This window comes from Kitasatospora sp. GAS204B (genome assembly GCF_029892155.1).
Classification (GTDB): Bacteria; Actinomycetota; Actinomycetes; order Streptomycetales; family Streptomycetaceae; genus Kitasatospora.
The window spans coordinates 1-14,904 of the sequence record NZ_JARZAG010000005.1; the positions used below are offsets into that span (position 1 = coordinate 1).

General features: G+C 74.7%; 3 protein-coding genes. All 3 read right to left on the minus strand.

Annotated features, from left to right (window positions below):
• A partial coding sequence (locus P3T41_RS08755; protein ID WP_280689059.1) for a type I polyketide synthase occupies positions 1-12,511 on the minus strand: 12,511 nt, incomplete at its 3' end.
• 230 nt (positions 12,512-12,741) lie between these two features.
• Positions 12,742-14,283 carry a PH domain-containing protein gene (locus P3T41_RS08760; RefSeq protein WP_280689060.1) on the minus strand — a complete coding sequence of 514 codons (1,542 nt, stop codon included), beginning with the start codon at positions 14,281-14,283 and terminating at the stop codon, positions 12,742-12,744.
• The gene (locus tag P3T41_RS08765; RefSeq protein WP_280689061.1) at positions 14,280-14,780 is read right to left on the minus strand and encodes a PH domain-containing protein; all 501 of its coding nucleotides are present in this window, start codon (positions 14,778-14,780) and stop codon (positions 14,280-14,282) included. The genes P3T41_RS08760 and P3T41_RS08765 overlap by 4 nt, the downstream gene beginning before the upstream one ends.
• Positions 14,781-14,904 lie beyond the last annotated feature (124 nt).

Consider the following 14,904-nt stretch of genomic DNA (forward strand, 5'->3'; position numbering starts at 1 on the left):
CGGCCTGAGCCCGCAGCGCAGCATCGGTCTTCGCGGACAGGAGCACCGGCAGCACCGACGGCGACACCGTCGCCTCGACGACCGGCTCCGGCTCGGCCGAAGGCGCCTGCTCCAGGATCGTGTGCGCGTTGGTGCCGCTGAACCCGAAGGACGAGATGCCAACCCGGCGCGGCGCACCGGTCTGCGGCCAATCGGTCGTCTCGGCCAGCAGCGTGACCGCACCCGCCGACCAATCCACATGCGGGGTCGGCTGGTCGACGTGCAGGGTCGGCGGCAGCACACCGTGCCGCATCGCCATGACCATCTTGATCACGCCCGCGACACCGGCCGCGGCCTGGGTGTGCCCGATGTTCGACTTGATCGAGCCGAGCCAGAGCGGCCGGTCGGCCGCCCGCTCCTGACCATAGGTAGCCAGCAGCGCCTGCGCCTCGATCGGGTCGCCGAGTGCGGTGCCGGTGCCGTGCGCCTCCACCGCGTCGACCTGGTCGGCCGTCAGCCCCGCGCTGGAGAGCGCTTGCCGGATCACCCGCTGCTGCGACGGCCCGTTCGGCGCCGTCAGACCGTTCGAAGCGCCGTCCTGGTTCACCGCCGAACCGCGCACGATCGCCAGCACCGGGTGCCCGTTGCGCTGAGCGTCCGAGAGCCGCTCGACCAGCAGCATGCCGGCGCCCTCGCCCCAGGCGGTGCCGTCGGCGGCAGCCGAGAAGGCCTTGCAGCGGCCGTCGGCGGACAGGCCGCGCTGGCGGCTGAAGTCGAGGAAGGTGTCCGGGGTGGCCATCACGGTCACACCGCCGGCCAGGGCGAGCGAGCACTCGCCGTTGCGCAGCGCCTGGACAGCGAGGTGGAGCGCGACCAGCGAGGACGAGCAGGCGGTGTCGACGGTGACCGCCGGACCCTCCAGCCCGAACGTGTAGGAGAGTCGCCCTGCCAGCACGCTGGCCGAGGTGCCGGTGCCGAGGTGACCTTCCAGCTCCTCCGGCGAGTTCATCAGCAGCGCGAGGTAGTCCTGGCCGTTGGTGCCGGCGAAGACGCCGGTCCGGCTGCCGCGCAGGGTCGCCGGGTTGATGCCGGCCCGCTCGAACGCCTCCCAGGTGGTCTCGAGCAGCAGGCGCTGCTGCGGGTCCATCGCCAGCGCCTCGCGCGGCGAGATGCCGAAGAAGGCGGGGTCGAACTCGGCCGCGTCGTAGAGGAATCCGCCCTCGCGGGTGTAGATCTTGCCGACCTGCTCCGGGTCCGGGTCGTAGAGCGAGTCGACGTTCCAACCCCGGTCGTCCGGCAGGCCGGACATCGCGTCACCGCCCGCGAGGAGCAGCTGCCACAGCTGCTCGGGCGAGGTCACCCCGCCGGGGAAGCGGCAGCTCATGGCGACGATGGCGATCGGCTCGTCATCAGCTGCGAAGGTGGCCGGGACGACCGTGGTCACCAGCTGCGCGCCGAGCAGTTCGCTGCGCAGGTACTCGGCGAGCGCGGCGGCCGTCGGGTAGTCGTAGACCAGCGTGGTCGGCAGGCTCAGGCCGGTGGCCGCGCCCAGGCGGTTGCGCAGCTCGACGGCGGTCAGCGAGTCGAAGCCGAGCTCCTTGAAGGCCCGCCCTGGCTCGATCGTCTCGGTGCCCGTGTGGGCCAGCACTGCGGCAACGGTGCCGCGGACCAGGTCGAGCATGGCGCGCTGCTGCTCGGCCGGGGTGAGGCCGGCCAGCCGGCCGGCCGGCGCGTAGGCGGCGTCAGCGGCAGCGGTGACCGCGCCACCGGCGGCGGGCCGGGCCTCGGGCAGGTCGCTGAACAGCTCGCTGCGGCGGGCGGCCGTGCTGCCCGGCAGGAAGACGTCCCAGGCGATGTCGGCGACCGTCAGGGCGCCGTCGCCGTGGTCCAGCGCCTGCTGGAGCGCGGCGATGGCCAGCGCCGGGGCCATCGGCGGGACACCGTCACGACGCAGCCGCTGCTCGATACCTGCGTCGGCGGCCATGCCGCCCTGTGCCCAGGGGCCCCAGGCGACCGAGGTGGCGGGCAGGCCGTCGGCGCGACGCTGCTCGGCGAGCGCGTCCAGATAGGCGTTGGCGGCCGCGTAGTTGGCCTGACCGGCGCTGCCGACGACACCGGTGATCGAGGAGAAGAGCACGAACGCGCCCAGGTCGCCGGTGAGTTCGTGCAGGTTGCGGGCGGCGTCCACCTTGGGGCGGGCCACGGCGGTGAAGCGGTCGGCGGTCAGCGCGTCGAGCAGGCCGTCGTCGAGCACGCCGGCGGTGTGGAAGACGGCCGAGACCTGGTGGGCCGCGAGCAGCTCGGCCAGCGCCGCACGGTCAGCCACGTCGCAGGCGGCGACGGTCGCGGCCGCGCCCAACTCGGCCAGCTCGGCGACCAGTTCCGCCGCGCCGGGGGCGTCCGGGCCGCGTCGGCCGACCAGCAGCAACTGCTCGGCACCGTTGCGGGCCAGCCAGCGCGCCACCTCGGCGCCCAACGCCCCGGTGCCACCGGTCACCAGCACCGTGCCGGCCGGCCGCCAGGCGGCGGCCTCCCCGCGAGTGGAGCGCAGCAGGCGGCGGGCGAAGAGGCCCGAGGCGCGCAGCGCCACCTGGTCCTCCGCACCGCTCAGCACGCCGGCCAGGCGGGCGAGTGCGCGCTGGTCCAGCGCCACCGGGAGGTCGATCAGACCGCCCCAGCGGTCGGGGTGCTCCAGCGCCACCACCCGGCCCAGGCCCCAGAGTTGGGCCTGCTCGGGGTTGGTCAGGCGGTCGGAGCGGCCGGTCGAGACCGCGCCGCGGGTCAGGCACCAGAGCGGCGCGCTCAGCCCGGCGTCGCCCAGCGCCTGCACCAGGGTCGCGGTCGGCGCCGGGTCGCCGTCGCGCGACGCCAGCCACAGCACGCCGGCCACCGGCCCGCTCTGCGACACGGCGTCGCGCGTCACGATCTCGCCGAGCTGCGCCGCCACGGCGGCGCGCGTCACGGCGGCGTCCACCTCGACCCGCTGGACCTCGACGCCGCGCGCGGTCAGCGCCCGCAGCACGGCCGGCCCGGCGGGGTCCTCGGTCGCTCCGGCCTGAACCAGCAGCAGCCAGCGGCCGGCGAGGGTGCGGACAGCGCTTTCCCGCACCGGCTTCCAGCCGGCCCGGTAGCGCCAGCCGTCCACGGTCGCCTGCTCGCGGCTCTTGCGGCGCCAGGCCGAGAGCGCGGGCAGCACCGAGCTCAGCGGCTGGTCGCCGCCCAGCTCAAGGGCGGTGGTGAGAGTGTCCAGGTCGCCGCTGTCGACGGCCGCCCAGAACCGGGCGTCCACCGCGTCGGTCGGTACCGCCTGCGGGGCCGCCGGGTCGGCGGAGTTCTCCAGCCAGTACCACTGGCGCTGGAAGGCGTAGGTCGGCAGGTCGACCCGGCGCGCACCGCGTCCGGCGAAGACCGCCGGCCAGTCCAGCACGACGCCGCGAACGTGCAGCGCGGCGAGCGCGGTGGTCAGCGCCCGGGCCTCGGGGCGGTCGGCGCGCAGCACCGGCGCGAAAGCGCTCTCCTCAACGGTGGCGCACTCCTGGCCCATCGCCGAGAGCACGCCGTCCGGGCCCAGCTCCAGGAAGGTGCGGACGCCCCCGGCCTCCAGGGTGGCGATCGCGTCGGCGAACCGGACGGCCTCGCGGACGTGGCGCACCCAGTACTCGGGCGAGGTCAGGTCGGCGGACTGGTCGAGCGTCGAGACGATCGGGACCCGCGGCGCGTTGAAGGTCAACTCCGAGGCCACCGCGCGGAACTCGGCGAGCATCGGGTCCATCAGCGGCGAGTGGAACGCGTGGCTGACGGTGAGGCGCTTCGTCTTGCGACCCTCAGCCGCCAGCTGTGCGGCCACCTCCACGACAGCCGCCTCGGCACCCGAAAGCACCACCGAGGTACGCCCGTTGACCGCCGCGACACCGACGTCCGCACGGTCCGCGAGGAGCGGCAGCACCTCGTCCTCGGCGGCCTGCACGGCCACCATCGCGCCACCGGCCGGCAGCGCCTGCATCAGGCGACCACGCGCCGCCACCAGCTTGGCCGCATCGCTCAGTGACAGCACGCCCGCGACGTGCGCGGCGGCCAGCTCACCGATCGAGTGGCCCGCCAGGAAGTCCGGCCGCACGCCCCACGCTTCGACCAGGCGGAACAGCGCCACCTCGATCGCGAACAGCGCAGGCTGGGTGTAGCCGGTCTGGTCGATCAGCGCCGAAGCATCCTTCAGCGGCGTCTCCAGGTGCCGGTCCAACTCCGCGCACACGGCGTCATAGGCCTCGGCGAACTCCGGGAAAGCGCTGTACAGTTCCGCGCCCATCCCAGCCCGCTGGCTGCCCTGCCCCGTGAAGAGGAACGCCGTCCGGCCGGCCGCTCCGGCGGTGCCGACGACCGCGTCACCGGCCGGCTCACCGGCGGCCAGCGCCGCCAGCGCGCGGGCGAGCTCCGCGCGCTCACCGCCCACCAGTACCGCGCGGTGCTCCAGCGTGGTGCGGGTGGTGGCCAGCGAGAAGGCCAGCTCGGTGGTGGTCGCGTCAGGAGCGGTGTCGAGGTGGGCGAGCAGCGCCCGCGCCTGGTCGCGCAGGGCCTGCTCGCTGCGGGCCGACAGGAGCCACGGCTGGACGGCGGGCACCGGCGCCGTGGCCTCGGTCTCGGCCTCCTCGAAGGCCGGCGCCTGCTCCACGATGGTGTGGGCGTTGGTGCCGCTGAAGCCGAAGGAGGAGATGCCGGCGCGGCGCGGCCGGCCGGTCTCGGGCCAGGCCCGGGCCTCGGTGAGCAGTTCGACGGCACCCGCCGACCAGTCGACGTTGGCCGAGCGCTGCTCGGCGTGCAGGGTGCGCGGCAGCACGCCGTGCCGCATCGCCAGCACCATCTTGATGATGCCGCCGACGCCGGCCGCCGCCTGGGTGTGACCGATGTTCGACTTCAGCGAGCCCAGCCAGAGCGGCTGGTCGGCCGAGCGGTCCTGGCCGTAGGTGGCGAGCAGTGCCTGGGCCTCGATCGGGTCGCCGAGTGCGGTGCCGGTGCCGTGCGCCTCGACCACGTCGACCTGATCGGCCGTCAACCCCGCACTGGAAAGCGCCTGCCGGATCACCCGCTGCTGCGAGGGACCGTTCGGCGCGGTCAGACCGTTCGAAGCACCGTCCTGGTTGATCGCGGTGCCGCGCACCACGGCGAGCACCGGGTGCCCGTTGCGCCGCGCGTCGGAGAGCCGCTCGACGAGCAGCATGCCGACGCCCTCGCCCCAGCCCGTGCCGTCCGCCTCGTCCGAGAACGCCTTGCAGCGCCCGTCGGCTGCCAAGCCGCGCTGGCGGCTGAAGTCGATGAACGCCTCGGGCGTCGCCATGACGGTGGCACCACCGGCGAGCGCCATGGAGCACTCGCCCTGGCGCAGCGCCTGCACGGCCAGGTGCAGGGCGACCAGCGAGGAGGAGCAGGCGGTGTCGACCGAGACCGCCGGGCCCTCCAGGCCGAGGGTGTAGGCGACCCGGCCCGAGGCGACACTGCCGGCGGTGCCGGTGCCCAGGTAGCCCTCGACGCCCTCGGGCACCGCACCGATCCGGGTGGCGTAGTCGCTGGCCATCACACCGGCGAAGACGCCGGTGCGGCTGCCGTGCAGGCTGGCCGGAGCGATACCGGCCCGCTCGATGGCCTCCCACGAGGTCTCGAGCAGCAGGCGCTGCTGCGGGTCCATCGCCAGCGCCTCGCGCGGCGAGATGCCGAAGAAGTCCGGGTCGAAGAGACCCACGTCGTGCAGGAAGCCGCCCTGGTCGACGTAGCTGGTGCCCTGGTGGTCCGGGTCCGGGTCGAAGAGCCGCTCCAGGTCCCAGCCACGGCCGGCCGGGAACTCGCCGATCGCGTCGGTCCCGCCGGTGACCAGTCGCCACAGGTCCTCCGGCGACTGCACGCCGCCCGGGAACCGGCAGCTCATCCCGATGATGGCGATCGGCTCGTCGGTCACACGGGACGCACGGGCGGGCATCGTCGCGCCGGTGGCCGTGGCCGCCTGCTGGGCGCCGGCGATCTGGGTGCGCAGGTACTCGGCGAGCGCGGCGGGGGTCGGGTAGTCGAAGATCAGGGTGGGCGGCAGGCGCAGCCCGGTGGCGGTGTTGAGCGCGTTGCGCAGCTCGACGGAGGTCAGCGAGTCGAAGCCGAGCTCCTTGAACGCCCGGCCTGCCTCGATCACCTCGGGCGAGGCGTGGCCCAGCACGGCGGCGACCCGCACCCGCAGGACTTCGAGCAGCTCGCGGTCCAGCTCGGCCTCGGAGAGCCCGGCCAGCCGGCGCATCAGCTCCGAGCCGCCGCCCGCCCCGGCCTGGGCGGCACGCCGGGTCGGCACCCGGACCAGGCCGCGCAGCAGGGCGGGCAGGGTGCCGGCGGCAGCCTGGGCGCGCAGCGCGGTCACGTCGAGGTGCATCGGGACCAAGGCGGCCTGTCCGAGGCGCGCGGCGGTGTCGAGCAGGGCCAGGCCTTCGGCGTTGGCGAGGCCGCGCATGCCGTCGCGGGCCAGGCGTTGGAGGTCGGCGGCGTCGAGGGTGCTGGCCATGCCGCCCTCGGCCCACGGGCCCCAGGCCAGCGAGAGCGCGGGCAGGCCGGCCTGGGCGCGCTTGGTCGCGAGCGCGTCCAGGAAAGCGTTTGCAGCCGCGTAGTTGGCCTGGCCGGCGCCGCCGAGCGTGGCGGCGTTGGAGGAGTAGAGCACGAAGGCCGACAGGTCGAGTCCGGCGGTCAGCTCGTGCAGGTTGAGCGCGGCGTCCACCTTGGGCCGCAGGACGGCGTCGAGCCGCTCCGGGGTGAGCGAGGCGAGGACGCCGTCGTCCAGGACGCCGGCGGTGTGGATGACGGCGGTCAGCGGGCGCGCCAGCGAGCCGAGCAGTGCCGCGAGTTCGGCCCGGTCGGCCGCGTCGCACCCAGCGACGGTCACCGAGGCACCCAACTGCTCCAGCTCGGCCGTCAGTTCGACCGCGCCCGGGGCGTCGGCGCCGCGCCGGCTGGTGAGCAACAGGTGCCGCGCGCCGTGCTCGGCGACCAGGTGGCGAGCGGCGACGGCGCCCAGCGCGCCGGTGCCGCCGGTGATCAGGACGGTGCCGTCCTGGTCCAGCGGGGCCGGGACGGTGAGCACGACCTTGCCGATGTGCTTGGCCTGCGAGACGAAGCGGAACGCCTCCGGTGCCCGATGGATGTCCCAGGTGGCGATCGGCAGGTGGTCGAGCGCGTCCTGGTCGAAGAGCTCCAGCAGCGCCGCGAGCATCTCGCCGGTGCGCTGAGCACCGGCCTCGATCAGGTCGAAGCCCTGGTAGTGGACGCCCGGGTGCTCCGCGGCGACCTGCTCGGGGTCGCGGACGTCGGTCTTGCCCATCTCCACGAACCGCCCGCCGCGCGGCAGCAGCCGCAGCGAGGCGTCCACGAACTCCCGTGCCAGCGAGTCGAGTACGACGTCCACACCGCGTCCGCCACTGGCCGAGCGGAACCGCTCCTCGAACTCCAGGTCACGCGAGGAGGCGATGTGCGCCTCGTCCAGACCCAGCGCCCGCAGCGCCTCCCACTTGCCCGCACTCGCCGTGCCGTAGACCTCCGCGCCCAGGTGCCGGGCCAGCTGAACCGCCGCCATCCCCACACCACCGGCGGCAGCGTGGACCAGGATCGACTCACCCGCCTGGAGGTCCGCGAGGTCCACCAGCGCGTAGTAGGCGGTCAGGTAGACCAGGGGCACCGAGGCGGCCTGGGCGAAGGTCCAGTTCCGCGGCATCCGGGCGATCTGCTGACGGTCGGCCACTGCCACGGGGGCGAAGCCGCCGGAGATGATGCCGAACACCCGCTCGCCGACGGCGAGATCGGTGACGTCACTTGCCACCTCCAGGACGACGCCCGCGCCCTCCAGGCCCAGCAGCCCCGCGTTGCCCGGGTACATGCCCAGCGCGTTCAGCACGTCACGGAAGTTCAGGCCGGCCGCACGCACGCCGATCCGGACCTGGCCCGCCTCCAGCGGCGCGACGGCCGCCGGGTACTCGACCAGCGCCAGGTTGTCCAGCGTGCCCTTGACCGGGATGTCCAGGCGCCAGGCGACCGCGCCCGCCGGCTCGGTGAGCGCCTCATCGGTGGCGACCCGCGCCAACCGGGTTGCGTAGCAGCTTCCCTGACGGATCGCCAGCTCCGGCTCGCCGGAGGCCAGTGCGGCCGGGAGGGCGGCCACCGAGGCATCCGAGGCGTCCAGGTCCAGCAGGACGAACCGCTCCGGGTTCTCCGCCTGCGCCGAGCGGATCAGGCCCCAGACCGCGGCCTGCGCCGGATCGGCCAACTGCTCCCCCGCCAACGGCGCCACCGCGCCCCGGGTCACCAACACCAGCCGCGAGTCCGCGAACCGCTCCTCCGCCAGCCAGGCCTGTGCCAGGCCCAGCACCCGGTGCGTCACCTCCCGCACCCCGTCCGCCGACAGCTCGCCGACCAGCGCCGCGCACGGCACGAACACCGCGTCCGGCACGCTCTCGGCTGCCGCCACCGCCGCCAGATCGGCGAAGGTCTCGACGCCGGGCACCTTGAAGTCACCGAGCGTGGCCAAGCGGCCGGGCAGGGAAGCAGGAGCGGGCAGCGGAGCCCACTCCACGCGGAAGAGCGACTCGTGGTGCGCGGACCGGGCCGCGCCCAGCTGCTCGGCGGAGATCTCGCGCAGCGCGAGGGAGCGCACCGACATCACCGGCGCGCCGGTGCCGTCGGCGAGCTCCAGCGCCACCTCGCCACGCCCGAGCGGGGTGACCCGCACCCGCAGCGTGGCAGCGCCGGTGGCGTGCAGGGTGACGCCGGTCCAGCTGAACGGCAGGCCGCCGCGGAGCGCCTCGTCGGAGCTGTCGGCGCCGAGCGCGTGCAGGGCGGCGTCCAGCAGCGCCGGGTGCAGGCCGAACCGGTCGGCGTCCTCCTCGGTGCCGTCCGGCAGGGCGATCTCGGCGAAGATCTCGGTGCCGCGCAGCCAGGCGGCCCGCAGGCCCTGGAAGGTCGGGCCGTAGCCGAAGCCGGCCTCGGCCAGGCCGGTGTGCAGCTGCTCGACGTCGACCGCGCGGGCGCCGGTGGGCGGCCAGGCGGTCAGGTCGAAACCGGCCGGCGCGGCGCCGGCGCTGAGCACACCGGTGGCGTGCCGGGTCCATGGTTCGTCGGCCGGGGCGCCCTCGATCCGGGAGTGCAGGCTGAGCGAGCGGTTGCCGTGCTCGTCGGCGCCGCTGACCACGATCTGCAGCTGCACGCCGCCCTGCTGCGGCAGGATCAGCGGTGCTTCCAGGGTGAGTTCCTCGACCAGGTCGCAGCCGACCTGATCGCCGGCCCGGATCGCCAGGTCGACGAAGGCGGTGCCCGGCAGCAGCACGGTGCCCAGCACGGCGTGGTCGGCCAGCCAGGGGTGGGTGTCCAGGGCGAGCCGGCCGGTGAAGAGGAAGCCGTCGACGTCGGCGAGGGCCACCGCCGCGCCGAGCAGCGGGTGGTCGGCGGCGCCCAGGCCGATCGAGGCGATGTCGCCGAGCGGGCTGCCGCTCTCCAGCCAGTAGCGCTCGCGCTGGAAGGCGTAGGTGGGCAGGTCCACCCGGTGCGCGCCCTGGCCCGCGAAGACGCCGTCCCAGTCGAGGAGTTGGCCGCGCAGGTGGGCCTGGGCGAGGGCGGCGGTGAAGCTGCGGACCTCGGGCCGGTCGCCGCGCAGCACCGGCAGGAGGACCGCGGACTCGGTGACGCACTCCTGGCCCATCGCCGAGAGCACGCCGTCCGGGCCGAGTTCGACGAAGGTGCTGACGCCTGCGGCCTCCAGCGCGCGCATCGCGTCGGCGAACCGGACGGCCTCGCGGACGTGCCGCACCCAGTACTCGGGCGTGGTCAGGTCGGCGCCCTGGTCGAGCGTGGAGACGATCGGGATCCGGGGCGCGTGGTAGGTCACCACCTGGGCGCAGCGCCGGAACTCGTCCAGCATGGCGTCCATGTGCGGCGAGTGGAAGGCGTGGCTGACGGTCAGCCGCCTGGTCTTGCGCCCCTCGGCGCGGAACTGCTCGGCGACGGCGAGCACGGCGTCCTCGTCACCGGCGATCACCACGGCCTGCGGGCCGTTGACGGCGGCGACGGCGACCTGACCGGCGCGGTCGGCGAGCGCGGCCGCGACCTCGTCCTCGGTGGCCTGGACGGCCAGCATCGCGCCACCGGACGGCAGTTCCTGCATCAGGCGGCCGCGCGCGGCGACCAGCAGGGCGGCGTCCGCCAGGGTGAGGACGCCGGCCGCGTGGGCGGCGGCGAACTCGCCGATCGAGTGGCCGGCCAGGAAGTCCGGGCGCAGGCCCCAGGATTCGGCCAGCCGGAACAGCGCCACCTCGATCGCGAAGAGCGCCGGCTGGGTGTAGGCGGTCTGGTGCAGCAACTCGGCCTCGGCCGAGCCCTCGGCCGCGAACAGCACCTCGCGCAGCGGTCGTTCGAGCTGCAGGTCGAGGTGGCCGCAGGCCTGGTCGAGGGCGGCGGCGAAGACCGGGAAGGTCTGGTACAGCTCGCGGCCCATGGCCAGGCGCTGGCTGCCCTGTCCGGTGAAGAGGACGGCGGTCCGGCCGGCGGCCGGGGTGCCCTGGAGCAGGCCGGGCAGCTCACCGCCGTCGGCCAGGGCCCGCAGCGCCTGCTCGAACTCGGCACGCTCGCCGCCCAGCAGCACGGCGCGGTGCTCGAAGCTCGCGCGGCTGGTGGCCAGCGAGAGGCCGAGGTCGGCCGGGGTCTGCTCGGGGTGGGCGGCCAGGTGGGCCAGCAGGCGCTCGGCCTGGCCGCGCAGCGCCTCGGGGGTCCTGGCGGAGAGCGCCCAGGGCAGCACGGCCGGGGCCACGGCGGCGGGCGCGGCCGGGGCCAGCTCGTCGGCCGTCGGGGCCTGCTCGATGACGGCGTGGGCGTTGGTGCCGCTCATGCCGAACGAGGAGACGCCGGCCCGGCGCGGGTGGCCGTTCTCGGGCCAGGGCATCGCCTCGGTGAGCAGCTCGACGGCGCCGGCGCTCCAGTCGACGTGCTCGCTGGGCCGGTCGACGTGCAGGGTGCGCGGCAGCACGCCGTGCCGCATCGCCATCACCATCTTGATGACGCCGCCGACGCCGGCCGCGGCCTGGGTGTGGCCGATGTTGGACTTCAGCGAGCCCAGGCGCAGCGGCTGGTCCGCGGGGCGGTCCTGGCCGTAGGTGGCGAGCAGGGCCTGGGCCTCGATCGGGTCGCCCAGGGTGGTGCCGGTGCCGTGCGCCTCGACCGCGTCCACCTCGGCGGGCGTCAGACCGGCGTCGGCCAGGGCCTGGCGGATGACGCGCTGCTGGGCGGGGCCGTTGGGGGCGGTCAGGCCGTTGCTGGCGCCGTCCTGGTTGATCGCGGTGCCGCGCACGATGGCGAGCACGGGGTGGCCGTTGCGCTGGGCGTCACTGAGCCGCTCGACCAGCAGCATGCCGACGCCCTCGCCCCAGGCGGTGCCGTCGGCGGCGTCGGCGAACGGCTTGCAGCGCCCGTCGGGGGCAAGTCCCCGCTGGCGGCTGAAGGCGATGAACGAGCCGGGGTTGGCCATCACGGCCACACCGCCGGCCAGTGCCACACCGCACTCGCCGCGGCGCAGCGACTGCACGGCCAGGTGCAGGGCCACCAGCGAGGAGGAGCAGGCGGTGTCGATGGTGACGGCGGGGCCCTGGAAGCCGAAGGTGTAGGAGAGCCGGCCCGAGGCGACGCTCAGCGCGCTGCCGGTGACCAGGAAGCCCTCCATGCCCTCGGCGGCCTCGTGCAGGCGCGGGCCGTAGTCCTGGGCCTCGGCGCCGATGAAGACGCCGGTGCGCGACTCGCGCAAGGTGGTGGGGTCGATGCCGGCCCGCTCGAACGCCTCCCAGGAGGTCTCAAGGAGCAGCCGCTGCTGCGGGTCCATCGCCAGCGCCTCACGCGGCGAGATGCCGAAGAAGCCGGGGTCGAAGGTGTCGGCGTCGTGCAGGAAGCCGCCGGCCTGGGCGTAACTGGTGCCGGGGTGGTCGGGGTCCGGGTCGTAGAGGCCGCCGAGGTCCCAGCCGCGACCGGCCGGGAAGGTCGAGATCGCGTCGGTGCCGTCCGCGACCAACTGCCAGAGCTGCTCCGGCGAGTGGGCGTCACCGGGGAACCGGCAGGCCATGGCGACGATCGCGATGGGCTCGTCGTCGGCGGAGCCGAGCGGCTGGACCTCGCCGCTGTCGGCGGCCAGGCCCAGGATCTCCGCGCGCAGGTGCCGGGCCAGCGAGGCCGCGGTCGGGTGGTCGAAGACCAGGGTGACCGGCAGGCGCAGCCCGGTCGCGGCGGCCAGCCGGCTGTGCAGGTTGACCGCGGCCAGCGAGTCGAACCCCAGCTCCAGGAACGGCCGGTCGGCCTCGATGGGGGCGGCCGGCTTACCGCGCAGCGATTCCATCGCGTGTTCCAGCACCAGGGCCAGCAGCAGCCGCTGCTGATCCGCCGCCGCGCAGCCGGCCAGCCGCTCCCACCAGGAGGTCAGCGCATCGGAATTTCCAGCACCCCTACCGCCCGGCTCCGAAATGCGACCCTCGGACTGGTTCATCATCGCGCGCTCCACCACCCAGCAGACGGTATCCAAAACCGTCGGCCAGCCTGCCAGGAGCGGTGAGCAGCAGAAACCCCTAGGCCCCCCTAGCCACCCCTAGCCAATCATCCGGGGACCCCTGACTGATTTTCAGGTGCCTCGGAAGGAATTTCCAAGTGGTGTTCCGGGGGGCCGGAAATGCGTTACGGCGGACGCCCGGAAAGGCGAATTGCCTTTTCCGGCGGCCGCCGTCAACCCTGTTCGAGGAACGGGTCGAGCAGCTGTGGCACGGCCCGCGCGGCGAGGGCCAGGCCGTCGGCGACGGCGATGTCGCGGACCCGGTAGGCGCCCCGGCCCGCAGCGGTGGCGGCCGTCAGGGTGAGCAGGCCCAGGCGGCGCTGGAACGGCGACTGGCTGACCGTCCAGCCGATCACGGCGGCCCGCTCCAGGGCGACCGTGCGCCGGGCGAAGGTGCCCGAGCGGACCACCAGGTAGCGGCCCACCAGGGCGTGGCCCAGGGCCCGGTGGGCGTCGACGGCCAGCAGCAGCGCGAGCGGCAGCAGGACGACGGCGACCGCGCAGGCGAGCGGCAGGAACTGCGACACCCAGATGCCGGGCAGCGCCAGCGCCCCGGCCGTCAGGGCGACCACGCCCACGGCGCGGTTGATCCGGCGGCGCCGCGCCGACCTCGGGTGCGGGGTCAACTCGGCGGTGATGGGCAGGGCTTGGCCGTCCGGCAGGATCTCGGCGGCGACCCGCAGCGCCTGCGCGCGCGGCGCGGGCGGCAGCAGCACGCTCCGGGTGCGGTTCTCCTCGGCGTTGCCGAGGCCGGTGGCGATGGCGAGCAGCCGCGCACCGCCGCCCAGGCGCAGCAGCAGCGGCTCGGCCAGCTCGATGCCGCGCAGCCTGCGCTCGTCGAGCGAGACCGAGCGGTGGATCCACAGGCCGCGCCGGACCCGCAGGACACCGCCGTCCTCGCGCTCCAGGCGGTACCCGAACCAGCCTTCGACGTACTGGCCGACCGAGGCCACCGTGCCCAGCACGACCAGCACCAGCAGCAGCGCCGGCACCGCGACCCAGAGCGGCACCGAGCTGAAGGCGGCGACGAGTTGGTGCACCAGGCCCAGCTTCAGCGGGTCGATCTGCATGTCGTGCAGGGTGTTGTAGCCGATCCCGAGGGCCGCGAAGAGTCCACCGACTCCCCAGATGGTCAGCGGGGCGTAGCGCAGCCAGCGCCAGGAGAGTTGGGCGATCGGGGCGTCGGGCTCCGCGTCGGCAGGCCCTTCGGCGAGCAGGGCGCCCCGGCGGTTCAGCAACTCCTGGCGCAGCGCGCCTGCCTGGGCGACGGTCAGGCCGTCCAGCCTGAGCGCGCGCCCCGCCGAGGTGCCGTGCACGGCGGCGCCGACGTGCACCGTGGCGAGCCCGAGGAGGCGGTGCAGCGGACGGGCGGTGACGTCCGCGCTGCGGATGCGGTCCAGCGGGACGGCACGGTGGCTGCGGAAGAGCAGGCCGGAGCGGAGTTCCAGCCGCTCGTCGGTGATCCGGTAGCCGGTGGTGAACAGGCGCGTCAGGTTGATGCCCGCCACCGTCAGGAAGGCCACGGTGAACGAGGAGAGGGTGATCAGCGCTTGCAGGTTGAGCCGACCGCCGGTGCCGAGCAGGGTGCCGGTGGTCGTGACCACGGGGGGGACCAGCCAGGCCAGGTGCACCGGGATCAGCCGCGGGCTCAGCCGCCGCCAGGCGGGCTCGGCCGGCTCGGCGACCTCGGTCGGGTCCTGGGTGGCGGTGCTCATGTCGCGTCCCCCGGGGTGGCCTGGGTGGCGCTGGTCAACTGCTCGACGAGCTCGGCGGCGCGGCCGCGGTCCAGGCCGCGGATGGTCAGCGCGCCGGCGGCGGAGGCCGTGGTGACCTTGATGCCGCTGAGCCCGAAGAGCTGCTCCAGCGGGCCCCGGACGGTGTCCACGGTCTGGATCCGCGACAGCGGCGCCACCCGCCGGCGCTGCCACAGCCAGCCGGAGGCGGTGTAGACGGCCTGGTCGGTGGTCTCCCAGCGGTGCACCCGGTAGCGCCAGAGCGGCATGACGATCAGGTAGCAGAGCCCGGGCAGCGCGACGGCCAGGAAGAGCGGGCCGAAGACGAACCGGGCCGGCGGGATGAGCAGGTCCAGCACGCCCAGCACCAGCGCGGTGGGCACCGGGATCAGCGCGGCACGCAGCACCCACCAGACGATGGCGCGGCGTTCGACCCGATGGCGGGGCGGCCGCAGGAGCAGACCGTCGGACTGGGGCATGGGTGTTTCCTTCCACTCTGCGACAGTGCTACCCGGCCGCCGGGCCACCGTCCCGGGCCGGCGGCCGGCACCGACGCCTCGTCAGCGCGGTGGCGTGGCCACCGCGATAGCGGACGCCATCGGC

What these genes read in the sequence shown, in the direction of transcription:
- P3T41_RS08760 (WP_280689060.1), bottom strand. Translation starts at nt 14,283, where the DNA reads ATGAGCACCGCCACCCAGGACCCGACCGAGGTCGCCGAGCCGGCCGAG.
- P3T41_RS08765 (WP_280689061.1), bottom strand. Translation starts at nt 14,780, where the DNA reads ATGCCCCAGTCCGACGGTCTGCTCCTGCGGCCGCCCCGCCATCGGGTC.